Origin of the sequence: Bradyrhizobium sp. AZCC 1578, assembly GCF_036924675.1 — a bacterium.
Classification (GTDB): domain Bacteria; phylum Pseudomonadota; class Alphaproteobacteria; order Rhizobiales; family Xanthobacteraceae; genus Bradyrhizobium.
This window is the reverse complement of sequence record NZ_JAZHRZ010000001.1, coordinates 4,243,921-4,260,674: the sequence shown is the minus strand read 5'-3', so window position 1 is coordinate 4,260,674 and position 16,754 is coordinate 4,243,921. Positions and strand designations below refer to the sequence as shown.

14 protein-coding genes are annotated in these 16,754 nt (G+C 63.8%); 5 read left to right on the top strand and 9 right to left on the bottom strand.

Features of this window, described 5'->3' with window-relative positions; genetic code table 11:
• Window positions 1-36: 36 nt before the first annotated feature.
• The 6 genes from V1290_RS20280 to pcaF form a co-directional block, all read right to left on the bottom strand.
• A complete protein-coding gene (locus tag V1290_RS20280; RefSeq protein WP_334366046.1) occupies window positions 37-1,173 on the bottom strand; it encodes an ABC transporter substrate-binding protein in 1,137 nt (378 codons plus the stop codon).
• Window positions 1,174-1,225: 52 nt separating this feature from the next.
• Window positions 1,226-2,116, bottom strand: coding sequence for a shikimate dehydrogenase (locus V1290_RS20275; RefSeq protein ID WP_334366045.1), 891 nt, complete (start codon window positions 2,114-2,116; stop codon window positions 1,226-1,228).
• A 129-nt stretch (window positions 2,117-2,245) separates the two neighbouring features.
• Window positions 2,246-3,184 (bottom strand): LysR family transcriptional regulator, encoded by a 939-nt coding sequence (locus tag V1290_RS20270; RefSeq protein ID WP_334366044.1) that lies wholly within the window; start codon window positions 3,182-3,184, stop codon window positions 2,246-2,248.
• A 45-nt stretch (window positions 3,185-3,229) separates the two neighbouring features.
• Window positions 3,230-3,835: a protocatechuate 3,4-dioxygenase subunit alpha gene (gene pcaG, locus V1290_RS20265; protein ID WP_334366043.1), complete on the bottom strand. Its 606-nt coding sequence runs from the start codon at window positions 3,833-3,835 to the stop codon at window positions 3,230-3,232.
• Complete coding sequence (gene pcaH, locus V1290_RS20260; RefSeq protein WP_334366042.1) at window positions 3,836-4,537, bottom strand: protocatechuate 3,4-dioxygenase subunit beta; 702 nt, start codon at window positions 4,535-4,537, stop codon at window positions 3,836-3,838.
• Window positions 4,538-4,671: 134 nt separating this feature from the next.
• Entirely contained in the window at window positions 4,672-5,880 is a 1,209-nt protein-coding gene (gene pcaF, locus V1290_RS20255; protein WP_334366041.1) for a 3-oxoadipyl-CoA thiolase, read from the bottom strand.
• 230 nt (window positions 5,881-6,110) lie between these two features.
• Here pcaF and mutS point away from each other — a divergent pair, with 230 nt between their 5' ends.
• Window positions 6,111-8,846 (top strand): DNA mismatch repair protein MutS, encoded by a 2,736-nt coding sequence (gene mutS / locus V1290_RS20250; RefSeq protein WP_334366040.1) that lies wholly within the window; start codon window positions 6,111-6,113, stop codon window positions 8,844-8,846.
• 31 nt (window positions 8,847-8,877) lie between these two features.
• Here mutS and V1290_RS20245 read toward each other — a convergent pair whose 3' ends face one another.
• Both V1290_RS20245 and V1290_RS20240 read right to left on the bottom strand, forming a co-directional pair.
• On the bottom strand, window positions 8,878-9,672 hold the full coding sequence (locus V1290_RS20245) for a hypothetical protein (RefSeq protein WP_334366039.1): 795 nt from the start codon (window positions 9,670-9,672) through the stop codon (window positions 8,878-8,880).
• Between the two features lie 142 nt (window positions 9,673-9,814).
• Complete coding sequence (locus V1290_RS20240) at window positions 9,815-10,324, bottom strand: OsmC family protein (protein WP_334366038.1); 510 nt, start codon at window positions 10,322-10,324, stop codon at window positions 9,815-9,817.
• A 209-nt stretch (window positions 10,325-10,533) separates the two neighbouring features.
• Here V1290_RS20240 and V1290_RS20235 point away from each other — a divergent pair, with 209 nt between their 5' ends.
• Window positions 10,534-13,329 carry a [protein-PII] uridylyltransferase gene (locus V1290_RS20235; RefSeq protein ID WP_334366037.1) on the top strand — a complete coding sequence of 932 codons (2,796 nt, stop codon included), beginning with the start codon at window positions 10,534-10,536 and terminating at the stop codon, window positions 13,327-13,329.
• 277 nt (window positions 13,330-13,606) lie between these two features.
• Here V1290_RS20235 and V1290_RS20230 read toward each other — a convergent pair whose 3' ends face one another.
• On the bottom strand, window positions 13,607-14,128 hold the full coding sequence (locus tag V1290_RS20230; RefSeq protein ID WP_334366036.1) for a hypothetical protein: 522 nt from the start codon (window positions 14,126-14,128) through the stop codon (window positions 13,607-13,609).
• Between the two features lie 104 nt (window positions 14,129-14,232).
• On the opposite strand from V1290_RS20230, the gene V1290_RS20225 reads away from it, so the two are divergent.
• The 3 genes from V1290_RS20225 to V1290_RS20215 are packed head-to-tail and all read left to right on the top strand — an operon-like array spanning window position 14,233 to window position 16,725.
• A complete protein-coding gene (locus V1290_RS20225) occupies window positions 14,233-14,613 on the top strand; it encodes a hypothetical protein (protein WP_334366035.1) in 381 nt (126 codons plus the stop codon).
• Window positions 14,600-16,057, top strand: coding sequence for a PAS domain-containing sensor histidine kinase (locus V1290_RS20220; RefSeq protein WP_334366034.1), 1,458 nt, complete (start codon window positions 14,600-14,602; stop codon window positions 16,055-16,057). The genes V1290_RS20225 and V1290_RS20220 overlap by 14 nt, the downstream gene beginning before the upstream one ends.
• Complete coding sequence (locus V1290_RS20215; protein WP_334366033.1) at window positions 16,054-16,725, top strand: response regulator transcription factor; 672 nt, start codon at window positions 16,054-16,056, stop codon at window positions 16,723-16,725. The genes V1290_RS20220 and V1290_RS20215 overlap by 4 nt, the downstream gene beginning before the upstream one ends.
• The last annotated feature ends 29 nt before the right edge of the window (window positions 16,726-16,754 follow it).

The following is a 16,754-nucleotide window of genomic DNA, read 5'->3' as shown; positions in this document are numbered from 1 at the left end:
GTGACGCGCCCCTCCGCGCGCCACCGTCGCCGTAACTCAATTTAGCTTCGGCAGCACCTGCTTGACGACCTGCTTGCCCTCGACGATCTCGACCAGGAATCCCTGGCGATCGATGTCGCCTTTCTCATCGAAAGTCACATCCATCAGGATGCCGGGCTCGCTCGCGGCCTTGATGGTGAGGCCGTGAAGCGTATCGGCGAATTTTTTGGCGTCGACCTTGCCCATCTTCTCGGTGGTCGCCTTGACCATGTAGATCGCGAGATAGCCCTTGAGTCCGTTGTGATCGGGCACGTAGTTGTACTTCTTGACGAACTTTTCCCGGAAGGCCTTGACCAGATCGACGGGTGCGTCGGTGGTAAGCCCGACGTGGCCGCGCGCGCCGTTGGCCGCGTCTCCAGCCAGTTCGACGACCTTTTGACCAACCAGGGTAGTCTCGCCCACCAGCGGCGCAGCGACTGCCTGGCGCTTCAGCTCTTTCAGGATGCGCGCGCTTTCTTCCTCGTTGAGGTAGACGAAGACCGCATCGGGCGCCGCGGCCTTGATCTTGCTGACGTCGGCGGCGAAATCGGCCTGCCCCGCTTCGGTGGAAAGGTCTGCCGCGACCTTGATGTTGTATTTGGCGAATTCCTTAGTGATGACGTCGCGTCCGCCTTTGCCGAAGTCGTTGTTGACCCAGACGATCGCGACCGATTTGGCCTTCAGCTCATCGTTGATGTACTTCGCGACTTTTGGCATCGAGGATTGCTGGCCGAACGAGGTGCGGAACAGAAACTTGTTGCCGCCCTGTGTCAGTTCAGCCGCCTCGCCCCCCATGATCTGGGTGATGCCGGCTTCCGCGGCGAGCGGCGAGGTAACCTTGACCGAGCCCGAGTAGCCGGGCCCGAGCAGGACGTAGGGCTCATTGTCGAGCGCCTTCTGCACCTGCGCGCGCGCAACGCCGGGATTCGATTGCGAATCCGCATGCGTGACTTCGAGCTTGCGGCCGAGCACGCCGCCCTTGGCGTTGATCTCCTCGATCGCGAGATCGATGCCGTTTTTCCAGTTGTTGCCGACGGTGGCGCCGCCGCCCGACAGTTCGGCGACATCGGCGAGCTTGATCGGTGCTCCCTGCGCAAATGCGGTTGCGGCCGATACGGTAGCGAGCAATAGCCCGGCAAAGATTCCAGATCTCATTTCCATCCCCTCTTGTTGTTTCAAAAAGACGGCCTTGTAAGCGGCCGTGCTGTTACGCCGCATTCACTTTAGCGTAGCGTTTGGCCATCACGGCGTCGAATGCATTTCCCATCTCGACGGCCGATGGCTTCAGTCCCGTGAACAGTTCGAAGGCGTCCGCCGCCTGGTAGATCGCGAGCTCGCGTCCGGTCATGACCTCGGCGCCCTTCGCTTTGGCGGCATTCAACAGCGGCGTCCAGAGCGGCGTGTAGACCGCGTCCGCCACCCAAATATCCCTGTGCAGCAGCGCATCCGGCACAGGCGTGCGACGGTTCGGCAGCATGCCGACCGGCGAGCCATTGACCACGCCGCTGACGCCGCGCATGGCTTCCTCGACGCTATCGGCAACCTTTGTGCTGCCACGGCTCTCGATCAGGCCGGCAAGTTGCGTTGCCTTGGCTGCATCAGTGTCGAAGATTCTGATTTCCGCCACGCCAATTCCGGCAAGCGCAAAGGCAATCGCCTTGCCAACACCGCCCGCGCCGATCACGGCGACAACGCTCTGCGCGGGATCGCGGACGAGTTCGGTGATCGCCCGGGCAAATCCCGTTGTGTCGGTGTTGTGCCCGATCAGCCGGTCATCCCGGACCACGACGGTGTTGACGGCGCCGATCGCGCGCGCACCGGGCGACAATTCGTCGAGCAGGGAAACCACCGTTTCCTTGTACGGGAAGGTGACGTTGACGCCCGCAAAGCCGAGGCGCCGCACGCCGTCGAGCAGCAACCGCAACTCTTCGCGGCCTGCACCGGCAACTTCGATAAGCTGGTAGTGGCAATGAGCGCCGAGCGCTTCGGCGGCCCGCTCATGCATCGCAGGCGATGCTGAATGCGCAATCGGCGCGCCGATCAGGCCGGTGAGGAAACGGCGATCGGCCGGAGCAATCGGGCGGGCGGCAGGGCTCATGATCTCGTCGTCGGGCGCAAATGCGCGTAAGGGCCAGCGGACGGCTCGGGAACGTCCCGATCCGGCCGAACGATAGCGCTTTGCCGACCTAACACAATTACCCATTTATGCCAGATAGATAACATCATGTTATTTCTTGCGCGGCTTGGAATCGGGCTTTCGCAGCGCCGCCTTGCCCGGCCCCACCGCCCGCATTTCCGAGCGCAGGCAGTCGATAAAATGCTCGATGTGCAGCGACAGCGGCGCGCCGCGCTTTACCGCGATGTAGGTGTCGAACCTGGTCGGCTCGACGATCTTCAATAGTTCGACGCCGGGATAGCCGCCATGCGCGACGGTAAACTGGTCGATCACGGCGATACCGAGGCCGGCTTTCACCAGCGCGCACACCGTGGTGCCGAAGCGCGCGCGGATGGTGATGTCGTAGTCGAGTTTGTTGCGCGCAAATATCTCCGCCATGATCCGTCCATAGGGATCGTTGGGATCGATGCCGATCAGCGGATAGCGGATGATTTCCTTGGCCGAGACCTGCTTGCATCCCGCAAGCTCATGTCCCGCCGGCACGATGCAGAACAACTCGCCCGAGGCCAGCGGCAGGAAGTCGAGGCCGGGATGCTCGAGCCGGTAGCTCATGGCGACGCAATCGCCGCGGCCGAGCAACAGGTAGTCGACGGCTTCTTCGATCTTGAGGATGTTGATGTCGATCCGCAATTCGGGATAGCGGCGCCGCACCCGCTCGATCGCGCGCGGCACCATCACCTGCGAGATGCTCGGCACCGAGCCAATGCGCAGCTCCGACAGGTCGCCGCGTCCAATCTTGGAGATGATCTCGGAGAGATCATCCATCTTCTCGTAGACGCCGTTGATCTGCTCGAAGATGTTGCGGGCTTCCGCTGTCGGGAAATAGCGCCCGTTCTGGCGCTGGAAGAACCGGACGCCCAGCGACTTCTCGGTATATTTTACCAGCCGGCTGATGCCCGGCGCGGATACGTTCAGAAGTCTCGCAGCTCCGCCGATCGTGCCGGTCACCATCACGGCGCGGATCACCTCGACCTGGCGAAGCGTCATCATGTGCGAAGTCTTGCCTGTCGCGCCGCTCCTGCGATGCAGTCGCGGCTACACGTCGAAGAACACCGTCTCGTTATCGCCCTGCAGATGGATGTCGAAACGATAGATCGCATTGCCGCTGCCCGGTTGGCGCGTCGCGATCAGCGTGGAGCGGCGCTCGGCCGGGACCAGCGCCAGCACCGGATCGGCGGCATTGGCCGCCTCGCCGTCGAAATAAATTCGCGAGTAATTATGCAGGAGCATGCCACGTGCGAACACCGCAAGCACGATATGTGGCGCCTGCGGCTTGCCGTCGGGATCGGGCACCACGCCCGGCTTGATCGTGTCGAACGCATAGCCGCCTTTGGCATCGGTGCCGATGCGGCCGAATCCCTTGAATGACGTATTCGGCAATGCCCGCTTGTCCTGCGGATCGGAGAACCGGCCCTGCGCGTCCGCCTGCCAGATCTCCAGCATGCAGTCCGGCACCGGCACGCCGTCGCCGTCGAACACCGTGCCCTCGACGCGAATGCGCTCGCCCGAGGTGTCCGGCGTCACCAGATTGTTGTTGAACGCATCGTTCCAGTCGTATTTGCCATTCGGCGTCAGGCCATAGGCGAAATACGGACCGACGGTCTGCGACGGGGTAATGCCGTCCGGTTTGGTCTGAGGCACTTAACTGTTCTCCATCGGCGTGGCGTTGCGCCCGCGCAGCACAATGTTGAAGCGGTAGCACAGCGCCCAATCCGGCTTGGTGTTCTCCAGATCGAATGACGAGATCATCCGGTTGCGCGCCTTCTCGTCGGTGACCGAGTTGAAGATCGGATCGAACGGGAATAGCGGATCGCCGGGGAAATACATCTGCGTCACCAGGCGCGAGACGAAGGAGTGGCCGAACACCGAGAAGTGGATATGGGCCGGCCGCCAGGCGTTGTGGTGATTGCCCCAGGGATAGGCGCCGGGCTTGATGGTGACGAAGCGATAGTAGCCTTGCGCGTCGGACAGCGCGCGGCCGGCGCCGGTGAAATTCGGATCGAGCGGCGCGGGATGCTGGTCGACGACGTGGACATAGCGGCCGCAGGAATTGGCCTGCCAGAGTTCGACCAGCGTGTTCGGCACGCCGCGGCCGTCTTCATCGAGCACATGGCCGTGCACGATGATGCGCTCGCCGATCGGTTCGCCCTTGCCGTGAACGGTGAGGTCATGATCGTTCGCGCGCACGGTCTCGTGGCCATAGACCGGCCCGGTCAATTCCGACAGCGTATGACGCATCGGAATCAGCGGCTTGGAGGGCGAACGCTTGACCGTGCTTTTGTAGGCGGGAGACAGCCGCGGCGGATGCGCCGCGAGACTTTGCACTGGATAGACCAATGTCATGACGAATTCCTCCCTCGCATCGCAGTCGCCGCGCAAAATGCTTTGCGATTTTGTCGCTGAGCCGCGCCGCCGGATCATTATATGACATAACTAATTTGGGAAAGAGCGATTTTTCACCTTCCCAAGCCATTGTCTTAATTGACCTTTTCGATCGCGACCGCGACGCCTTGGCCGACGCCAACGCACATGGTTGCCAAGGCAAGCTTTCCGCCCCGCTTCTCCATGCCGTGCACCGCCGTCAGCGCCAGCCGCGCGCCGCTCATGCCGAGCGGATGGCCGAGCGCGATCGCGCCGCCATGCGGGTTGACGAAGTCGGCATCGTCCTTGACGCCCAGTTGGCGCAGGCAGGCTATGCCCTGGGAAGCGAAGGCTTCATTGAGCTCGATCAAATCGAAGTCAGAGATCTTGATGCCAAGCCGCTCCATCAGCTTCTTCGTCGCCGGCACCGGACCGATGCCCATGATGCGCGGCGGCACCGCGGCCGAAGCAAGCCCGAGGATGCGCGCCCGCGGCGTCAGCCCGTGCTTCTTCACAGCTAGCTCAGAGGCAAGGATCATCGCCGCCGCGCCGTCATTGACGCCGGATGCATTGCCCGCCGTCACCGTGCCGGGATTGCGCACGATCGGCTTCAACTTTGCCAATCCTTCGAGCGTCGTTTCGGGACGCGGATGCTCATCCTTGTCGACGGTGATGGGACCTGCCTTGCCACCGGGCACCTGGATCGGCGTGATTTCCTCGGCGAAATAGCCCGAGGCGATCGCAGCACAGGCGCGCTGCTGTGAGCGGATCGCCATCGCATCCTGGTCGGCGCGCGATACCTGGAATTCTTCGGCGACGTTCTCGCCGGTCTCCGGCATCGCATCGACGCCATACTGCGCCTTCAACAGGGGATTGATGAAGCGCCAGCCGATCGTGGTGTCGTAAATCTCGGCCGAGCGCGCAAACGCTTCCGGCGCCTTGCCCATCACGAACGGCGCCCGCGTCATCGATTCAACGCCGCCGGCAATCGCGAAGTCGATTTCCCCGGCGCGGATCGCGCGGCCTCCGGCGCCCACCGCATCGAGACCCGACGCGCAGAGGCGGTTCAGCGTCTGACCGGGAACCGATTCCGGCATGCCCGCGAGCAACAGCGCCATCCGCGCGACGTTGCGGTTATCCTCGCCGGCCTGGTTGGCGCAGCCGAAAAATACTTCGTCGACCTGCGACCAGTCGAGATCGGGATGCTTCGCCATCAGCGCCTTGATCGGGGCTGCGGCCAGATCGTCGGCACGCACCTTGGCGAGCGATCCGCCGAAACGGCCGATCGGGGTCCGGACGGCATCGCAAATGAATACATCACGCATAGAATCTCTCCCTGAATGCCGTGCTTTAGGCGTTGACCCAGATTTGATGGCGAGTTTTAGGAGCGCACCCGCGGCAGGTCAATTGAGGCATGGCTGCCCCGCGGCGGTTTCGCGGAGGGGCCGTCATGCTCCGGGCGTATAATCGGTCGAGCGGCCCAGGCGTGGAAAACTCTGACAACGCAGGTAAGGGAATAGGACCGAGCGGCGAAATTCTGTAGTTTGCCGCCCGCATGACCATCCAGCAATCCATCCCCGCCCCCGCAGCTCCCGAGGCCACGCCGGCGACCGATGCACCTTCGCGCGTCACGCCGATGATGGAACAGTACCTTGAGATCAAGGCTGCCCACCCCGGGCTGCTCTTGTTCTACCGGATGGGCGATTTTTACGAGCTGTTCTTCGAGGACGCCGAGATCGCCTCGAAGGCGCTCGGCATCGTGCTGACCAAGCGCGGCAAACATCAGGGGATGGATATCCCGATGTGCGGCGTGCCGGTGGAACGCTCCGAGGATTATCTGCATCGCCTGATCAATGCCGGCCATCGCGTTGCCGTATGCGAGCAGACCGAGAATCCGGCCGCCGCGCGCGCCCGCGGCAACAAGAGCGTGGTGGCGCGCGGCGTGGTGCGGCTGGTGACGCCGGGCACGCTGACCGAAGACACCCTGCTCGATGCCCGCACCAACAATTATCTGCTGGCAATCGCGCGCGCCCGCGCCTCCTCCGGAGGCGACCGCATTGGCCTCGCCTGGATCGATATCTCGACCTCCGAGTTCATGGTCACGGAATGTTCGACCGCGGAACTGGCGGCGACGCTGGCGCGGATCAATCCGAACGAGGCCATCGTCACCGACGCGCTCTATGGCGATCCTGATTTGGGGCCGCTGCTGCGCGAACTGCCGTCAGTGACGCCCTTGACCCGCGACGTCTTCGACGGCGCCACCGCGGAGCGGCGCCTCTGTGACTATTTCGCGGTCGCGACCATGGATGGTCTTTCCGCGATGACGCGGTTGGAGGCGACCGCTGCGGCCGCCGCCGTCACCTATATCGACCGCACCCAGGTCGGCAAGCGTCCGCCGCTGTCGCCACCATCGCGGGAGGCTGCGGGCACGACGATGGCGATCGATCCCGCCACCCGCGCCAATCTCGAACTGACCCGGACGCTCGCCGGCGAGCGGCGCGGATCGCTGCTGGATGCGATTGACTGCACGGTCACCGCCGCAGGCTCCCGGCTACTGGCGCAACGGCTCGCCGCGCCTCTCACCGACAGCGCCGCGATTGCCCGGCGGCTGGATGCGATTGCGACATTTGTTACCGATAGCGCCGCACGTGACGATATCAGGACCACGCTGCGCGCTGCACCCGACATGTCGCGTGCATTGGCGCGGCTGTCGGTCGGTCGCGGCGGCCCGCGCGACCTCGCCGCTTTGCGCGACGGCATTCTCGCGGCAGACCAGGCGCTGGCGCGCCTCGTGCAGCTCGAAGCCGCACCGGCTGAAATCATCGCCGTGATGGAGGCGCTGCGCCGCCCCTCGCGCGATTTCGCGCGCGAATTCGAACGCGCACTCGCCGAGCAACTGCCGCTGATCAAGCGCGACGGCGGCTTCATCCGCGAGGGCTATGATACCGCGCTCGACGAGAGCCGAAACCTGCGCGACGCCTCCCGCCTCGTGGTCGCCGCGATGCAGGCGCGCTACGCGGACGATACCGGCATCAAGGCACTCAAGATCCGGCACAACAACGTGCTCGGCTATTTCGTCGAGGTCACGGCGCAGCACGGCGACAGACTGATGGCGCCGCCGCTGAACGCGACCTTCATACACCGCCAGACGCTCGCGGGGCAGGTTCGCTTCACCACGTCCGAGCTCGGCGAGATCGAGGCCAAGATCGCCAATGCCGGCGACCGCGCCCTCAATCTGGAGCTGGAAATTTTTGAGCGGCTTTGCGCCATGGCGCTGGCCGCCAGCGACGATCTGCGCGCCGCGGCGCATGCGTTCGCGCTGCTCGATGTCGCGACCGCGCTCGCGAAGCTTGCGATAGACGACAATTACGTGCGGCCAGAGGTCGACGGCTCGCTCGGCTTCGCCGTTGAGGGCGGCCGGCATCCGGTGGTCGAACAGGCGCTGAAGCGCGACGGCCAGCCGTTCATTGCCAATGCCTGCGACCTCTCGCCGGGGCCTGGCCAGAAGTCGGGTCAGATCTGGTTGATCACCGGCCCGAACATGGCCGGTAAGTCGACGTTCCTGCGCCAGAACGCCTTGATCGCGCTGATGGCGCAGATCGGCTCCTACGTGCCGGCATCGCGCGCCCGGATCGGCGTCGTCGACCGCCTGTTCTCACGCGTCGGCGCGGCCGACGATCTCGCGCGGGGACGATCGACCTTCATGGTCGAGATGGTCGAGACCGCCGTGATTTTGAACCAGGCCAGCGAGCGCTCGCTGGTTATCCTCGACGAGATCGGCCGCGGCACCGCCACCTTCGACGGCCTCTCGATCGCGTGGGCCGCGATCGAGCATCTGCACGAGGCCAATCGCTGCCGCGCGCTGTTCGCCACGCATTATCACGAGCTGACCGCGCTCTCCGCCAAGCTGCCGCGGATGTTCAACGCCACCGTGCGCGTCAAGGAGTGGCAGGGCGATGTCGTATTCCTGCATGAGGTGCTGCCGGGCTCGGCCGATCGGTCCTACGGCATCCAGGTGGCGAAGCTCGCGGGCCTGCCTCCGGCGGTGATCGCGCGCGCCAAGTCGGTGCTGGCCAAGCTCGAGGCGCAGGACCGCGGCCAGACCGCCCGCGCGCTCGCCGATGATCTTCCGCTGTTCGCCGTCCCCTCCCGCGCTGCCGCCGAAGCCGCGGCCCCGAGCGAGGCGGAGCAACTGGTGGAAGCGGTGAAGGCCTTGCATCCCGATGAGATGTCGCCGCGCGAGGCGCTGGAGGCGTTGTATGCACTGAAGGCGAAGCTGCCGAAGGGGTAGTCCATCGTCATTGCGAGCGACGCAATGACGGCTAGGTCGCCGCCTTGCTCCGCCCCAGCCACCACAGGCTCAGATTCCAGCCGATACACGTCGCGAGCGCGAGGCTCAACCCAACCGCCGAGCCGAACTGCGGTGCTGCGACATGCAGCACGGCGATCGCGATGCCCAATCCGATCAAGCCCCAGGCGCTGTTGGCGAGCACGGCCGCGGTCGGCGGGCCGCCGATCCGGGGATGCAGGATCAGCATCATCGAGGTGAACACGATCGGGAACAGCGCGATCATGCCGCTGATCTTGGGACCGACCCAGCTGGATGTCGTGACCACCGTCGCCACCAAGGTTGCGACCAGCGAGGCGCGCAGCGGAATGTCGTACCAGCGCCGCCGGATCGGCGGCATTTTGGCGTGGCGGTAGCGGGCAAGCAGCGGGACGCAGATGGCAAACGCAATGGCGTTCACGATCAGACCGCCGGCGAGCGACCATTGCACCGAGCGGATGATCGCGGCGAACGCGAGCCATACGGCGACCGCCGCGAGGCAACTGAGCAGCGCGCCGTGGCGCTGCGCCAGCACGACGTAGGTCAGCCCCAGGAAGATCGTCGCGGCATTGATCGGCAGGCTCGCCAGCGCGCCCTCGGCGATGAAGGCCGCGTCATGATCGAGCGCGAGAAATACGTAGGACGGCCCCGCCGAGATCGGCAGCGTCGCGATCAGCGCGCCGATGACGGGGCCCGAGCGTTCGGTGACGATGGAAGCCGTCACCACGAATGCCGCGGTGATCGCCATGCGCAGGCCGAGCGTCAGGATGAAGGCGAGTTCGGGGGACATTTACCTGTCGTCCCTGCGAACGCAGGGACCCATACGCCGCGGCGTTTCGATTATGGGCGGTGCGGCTCTTCTACTTCCTCACCAATGGACTTCGGTGGTTATGGGTCCCTGCGTTCGCAGGGACGACGTCGAGCAATGTGCCTCACACCCGCTTCATCGACACCGAGACTTTCGGGCCGTTCTTGATGGTCTGATAGACCACGCAATAGCGCTCCGTCAGCTTGAGCAGCAGATCGAGCTTGTCCTGCGGCGCGTCGGTTGCGACCTCGAAGCGCAGGCGGATCTCCTCGAAGCCGACCGGGGCTTCCTTGTCGACGCCGAGGGTGCCGCGGAAATCCAGGTCGCCTTCAGCGATGACGTTGCCGGTCTTCAGGGGAATATCGGTGGCGGTGGCAACCGACTTCAGCGTCACGCCGGCACAAGCGACCAGGGCTTCGAGCAGCATGTCGCCGGAGCAGAGTTCCAGGCCGGAGCCGCCGGTGGCGGGGTGCAGCCCCGCAACTGCCAGCGCGCGGCCGGTCTCGACCTTGCAGGCAATGCCTTCTTGGTCGATCGAGCCTTTGGCTTTGAGGGTAATGACCGCGGCCGAGGGATCGGACTTGTAGCGTTCCTTGATCGGGGCCTGCATCGCTCGGAGTTCGGCGGCGTCCATTTTCTACTCCCGGATTTTTTTGTGCATCGGATATACTGGGCTATCGACGCGCTGTCATCACACACCCTCGTGGCTGCCCGCATGCTCCATCGGAAATCCCCACTTTTCCAACGGGTTATGGCTGGCATTCACCGAGGCGGCGGCATAGCTTTGCGTTGACCGTACAATCGCCCGTGACAGCCCCTGCGCCGTCCGATATCGGGGAGATCATGGACAGCATCGTGACAGAGGACCGCGCCGGGGCGGATGACCGTTTCGATACCGCGCGGATCACCGCAGCGGTCGATGCGCTGGCCGAAAAACATGCCGGCCGCGAGGACGTGTTCCGCTCGGCGCTGGCGCAATTGCTCAAGGCCGAGATGATCGCGGCGCGCGCCACCGCGCAGGCCGTGCTCTTGAAGGATCGCCATGGCCGCCGCTGCGCGGAGCGGCTCTGCTTCATGCAGGACGAAATCATCCGCATTCTCTATGCGGCCGCGACGCGGCATCTCTATCGCTCGCACGTGCCATCCGGCGCGGAGCGCATGGCTGTCGTCGCCACCGGCGGCTACGGCCGCGGCCTGATGGCGCCGGAATCCGACATCGATCTGTTGTTCATCCTGCCCTACAAGCAGACCGCCTGGGGCGAGCAGGTCGCCGAAGCCATTCTCTATTGCCTGTGGGACATGGGATTGAAGGTCGGCCACGCCACGCGCTCGGTCGATGAGTGTATCCGCCAGGCGCGCGGCGACATGACGATCCGCACCGCGATCCTGGAGACGCGGTTCTTGACCGGCGACCGGCCGCTCTATGACGAGCTGGTGGCCCGGTTCGACAAGGACGTCGTGCAGGGCACGGCTGCCGAATTCGTCACCGCCAAACTCGCCGAGCGCGAGGAGCGACACCGCCGCGCCGGGCAATCGCGCTATCTGGTCGAGCCCAACGTCAAGGACGGCAAGGGCGGCTTGCGCGACCTGCACACGCTGTTCTGGATCGCCAAATACGTCTACCGCGTGCGCGAGACCGGGGAGTTGGTCGAGCGCGGCGTGTTCGACGCGCAGGAATACCGCACGTTCCGCCGCTGCGCCGATTTCCTGTGGTCGGTGCGCTGCAATCTGCATTTTGTTTCCGGTCGCGCCGAGGAACGATTGTCCTTCGACATGCAGCGCGAGATCGCAGTCCGCCTCGGTTACACCTCGCACCCCGGCATGCAGGATGTCGAGCGCTTCATGAAGCACTACTTCCTGGTGGCGAAGGACGTCGGCGACCTCACCGCGATCCTGTGCGCCAAGCTGGAAGAGGAGCAGGCCAAGCCCGCGCCGGTCCTGAGCCGGATGGTGGCGCGGCTGCGGCCGGCCCCCAAGCGCCGGCGGGTGCCCGACAGCGACGACTTCATCATCGACAACAACCGCATCAATCTCGCCGCGCCCGACGTCTTCAAGCACGACCCGGTCAACCTGATCCGCATCTTCCATCTGGCGCAGAAGAACAACCTCGCTTTCCACCCCGACGCAATGCGGACGGTGACGCGCTCGCTGAAACTGGTGAACAGCCAGCTCCGCGAAAATCCGGAAGCCAACCGGCTGTTCATGGAGATCCTGACGTCGAACGACGCCGAGACCGTGCTGCGGCGGATGAACGAGACCGGCGTGCTCGGTCACTTCATCCGCGCCTTCGGCAAGATCGTGTCGATGATGCAGTTCAACATGTACCACCATTATACGGTGGACGAGCATCTGATCCGCTGCACCGGCTTCCTGCAGGAGATCGAACGCGGCGGCAATGACGAGTTCACGGTCGCCAGCGACCTGTTCCGCAAGATTCAGCCTGAACATCGCGCGGTGATCTATGTCGCGACCCTGCTGCACGACGTCGCCAAGGGCCGCCCGGAGGATCATTCGATCGCGGGCGCCAGGGTGGCGCGGCGACTGTGCCCGCGGCTCGGCTTCAACACCGCCGACACCGAGCTGGTGGCCTGGCTGATCGAAGAGCATCTGACGATGTCGACGGTGGCGCAGTCGCGCGACCTCTCCGACCGCAAGACGATCGAGAATTTTGCCGCCGTCGTGCAATCCGTCGAACAGATGAAGCTGCTGACCATCCTGACCACCGCAGATATCCGGGGCGTCGGCCCCGGCGTGTGGAACGGCTGGAAGGCGCAATTGCTCCGCACGCTTTATTACGAAACCGAGCCGGTCCTGACCGGCGGCTTCTCGGAAGTGAACCGCGCCCAGCGCATCGCAGTGGCGCAGGCCGAATTCCGCACCGCCTTCACGGAATGGCCGGAGGAGGAGCTCAATGCCTATATCGGGCGGCATTATCCCGCCTACTGGCTCAAGGTCGATCTGCAGCGAAAAATCCGCCAGGCGCGCTTTATCCGCGCCAGCGAACAGGCCGGACATCAGCTCGCGATCAATGTCGGCTTCGACGAGGCGCGCGGCGTCACCGAATTGACGATACTGGCGACCGACCATCCGTGGCTGCTGTCGATCATTGCGGGTGCCTGCGCGTCTGCCGGCGCCAACATCGTCGACGCGCAGATCTACACCACCACCGACGGCCGCGCGCTCGACACCATCGCGATATCAAGGGAATACGACCGCGACGAGGACGAGGGGCGGCGAGCGACCCGGATCGGCGAGATGATCGAGCACGTGCTCGAAGGCAAATTGCGGTTGCCCGAAGTGGTGGCACGCAAGGCCGCCAACCGCGGCAAGGTGCGTGCATTCGCGGTCGAGCCCGAGGTCATCATCAACAACCAGTGGTCGGATCGCTACACCGTGATCGAGGTCTCCGGCCTCGACCGCCCGGGCCTGCTGTATCAGCTCACCACCGCGATCTCGAAGCTCAACCTCAACATCGCCTCCGCTCATGTCGCGACCTTCGGCGAACGCGCCCGCGACGTGTTCTACGTCACCGATTTGCTCGGCGCCCAGATCAACGCGCCGACCCGGCAGGCCGCGATCAAGAGCGCGCTGCTTCATCTGCTCTCTGCCGAAGACAACGTCGCCAAGCCGGCGGCGTGATATGTCGTTGCTCTCGCGGCGGTCCAGCCGTCATTGCGAGCCAACGGGTCGCAATGACGCGGAACTAGCAACGCAATACTCGACTGTCGTCCCTGCGTTCGCAGGGACCCATACGCCGCGGCCCGCGGAAATGGCACACTGCGAGACGGCTTTGCTTCAACAACGAAGTACGGTGGTTATGGGTCCCTGCGTTCGCAGGGACGACGCGCATCAGAGAAGTGCGATCGCCGAGAGATGGTGGGCACGGCGCATGCGCGCCTTTGCCCACCCTGCGCTGCTAAGTAGTCCGTTCTGCCGCAGCCCGAGCGTGAGACTCGAGTGCGGCCAAGCTCGCCGCGACGAAGGTAAGATAGCTTGCCTGCGCAATCAGGATGCCCAGATCGAACAGGTCAAATAGGCGTTCCCACGGGCTCTCTACCGGGACGACGTTTGCTCGCCTGCCTCCATCGATAACGATAGGCTGAAACCTGCGGTCGCGGCCATTTGTTGCGGGTTCGATGTCGTCAGAGCAACGGATCAAATGCAAATGTGCTTTCGGCATATCAATCCCCTGAGTTCGGTCGGTGATCCCCAACGAAGCGGGTTTGACCACGGCGATGGGCCGGCAAGGGGTCAGGTCGTTGGGCCTTTCCGTAACACTCTTCCCGCATGGCAAAACCTGCGCTCTGCCGCCATCCGGATAGCCAATCAGCGTAATCGTCGAGGGGGAGCGGACCATTGAACGGAGGTTGATCCAAACATTCCATTCGGTTGGGCGGATCATACCGAGGTTTAGGATCGCAGTCTGGCCCTCGCCCACGAAAGATCGCGCGCCCGAACGTTAAAGAGCCGCGGATGATCAGCCGATTTTACCCGCCGGAAATCCGAAAAGCTGCTAGTATCCAGCCCGTTAGGAGGGCGACGTTGTCGCCGCTGATGGTCGCGAACACCTGGCGACGCAGCGCCGCTCGGGATGGCCGAGTGTCAGTGCTGATGATGCGTAAGCCGACGATAAAGTCCGGGAGCTCGGCCGAGCAATGGCTGCTCGGCAGCATGGCGCTGGCGTTGGGAGCGGTGGCCGGAATCTGGCTGCTGCTCGGCCCAGTGCCGATGGCCGCGCCTCATTTCATTGCGTTCGTGCTGCTGATTGCTTCGCTTGCCGCCTCATTGGTCATGATGGGCCTGGTGGGGCGTACCCGACGGCAGATGGAAGCCGTGCTTGAGGGCCGACTGAGCGCCCGAAACGCGCGCGATCGAGGCGCTGCGCCACAGCGAGGCGCAATGGAGGGAGGTGTTCGAGCATAACCCGGTGATGTACTTCATGGTCGATGCGACGGGAACCGTGCTGTCCGTCAATACATTCGGCGCCGCACAACTTGGCTACTCCGTCAGCGAATTGCTCGGGAAATCCGTGCTGAAAGTCTTTCCGGCCGAAGAGCAACCCGCCGCCCAGAGCAACGTCGCCATATGCCTGGAGAATATCGGCCAGACCCACAGTTGGGAGATATGCAAGGTACGCAAGGACGGCTCAACCCTCTGGGTTCGCGAGAACGCTAAAGCCGTGCGGCGGCTGGACGGCCGATTGATCGTCCTGATCGCGTGCGAGGACATCACGGAGCGCAAGCAGGCTGAAAATGCGCTGCGGCAGAGCGAAATGTATTTGGCCGAAGCCCAGCGATTGAGCCACACCGGCAGCTTCGGCTTGCGCGTCGCCAGCGGCGAAATCATCTGGTCGGAAGAGACGTTCAGAATATTTGGATTCAGAAAGGCCCCCTCCATCAAGCTCGCCACCGTCATTCAACGCATTCATCCGGACGATCGCGGACGCGTGCAACGGACCATCGACCGCGCGTCCAGCGAGGGCAAGGGCTTCGCGCATAGCTATCGATTGCTGATGCCCGATGGATCGATCAAGCATGTCCACGCCACCGCGCATGTGGTGAAGGATGCATCTGGCAGCATCGAATTCGTTGGGGCGGTAACCGATATCACGGCGCGCAAGCGAGCCGAGATGGAATTGCATGAAGCGCAGGCGACGCTTGCGCATGTCACGCGCGTGACTGCGCTTGGCGAACTTGCCGCCTCGATCGCCCACGAGGTGAACCAGCCGCTCGCTGCCGTGGTCACCAATGCCGCCGCATGCCGGCGTTGGCTCGACCGCGAGCCTCCCGATCTGAAGGAAGCGCGCGGGACCGTGGAGGCGATCATCAAGGACGGCAATCGTGCCGGCGAAGTGATCCAGCGGGTCCGCGCGCTCGTGAGCAAGGCGACCGATCAGAAGACAGCGCTTCACATTAACGATGTCATCAACGAGGTCATCAGCCTGGTGCAGCATGAGCTACTCAGCCACCAGGTATCGTTGCGGCTGGAGCTCTCGCCCGACCTGCCGCTGGTCATCGCCGATCGGGTCCAGTTGCAGCAGGTCATTCTCAACCTGGTCATCAACGGCATCGAGGCGATGCAGCCGGTCACGGACCGGCCGCGGGAACTGGTGATCCGGACAGGCCAGGACGAAGACGGGCAGATCGTGGTGACGGTGAAGGATTGCGGCGTTGGCCTCGCAGCCGAGAACGCTGGCCGGCTGTTCGACGCCTTCTTCACCACCAAATCCAGCGGCATGGGAATGGGCCTGTCGATCTGCCGCTCCATCATCGGCGCTCATGGTGGGCGGCTGTCCGCGTCCGGAAATGCCGGCCCTGGCGCGACATTCCAGTTCACCTTGCCGTTAACTCAGGAGGATGCAGCGTGAACGCGCGGCCGGCATCGCCTTCCAGCCTCGCAAGCGTCGAGGAACCGGTCGTGTTCGTCATCGACGACGACGCATCGGTACGTGAGTCACTGAGCAATCTCTTTCGCTCAGTGGGATTGCGCGTCGAGGTGTTCGGTTCGGCTCACGAGTTTCTGCAGTACAAGCTTCCGAATGCCCCCAGTTGCCTGATTCTTGACATCAGGCTGCCCCGGCTGAGCGGCCTCGACTTTCAGGCCGAACTGGCCAAGGCCGACATTCACATTCCGATCATCTTCATGACCGGTCATGGCGATATTCCGATGACGGTTCGCGCAATGAAGGCCGGCGCCGTCGATTTTCTGACCAAGCCATTCCGCGATCAGGACATGCTGGATGCCGTAACCGCGGCAATCGAGCGCGACCGCAACAGCCGCGGCGAAGCGATGGTTCTCTCGGAGCTACAAGCGCTTTTCGCGACGCTAACTCCCCGCGAGCGGCAGGTGATGGCGCTGGTGACGTCGGGGCTCATGAACAAGCAGATCGCAGCCGAAATCGGCCTGGCGGAGATCACCGTGAAGATACATCGCGGGCATATCATGCGGAAAATGGGAGCGAAGTCGCTGCCCGATCTGGTACGGATGGCCGAGCTACTCGGGACCGGGCCTGCATCCGGCCGGTCGCAAACCTAAGTATGATTTTCCCTCGCTGATTTGCAGCG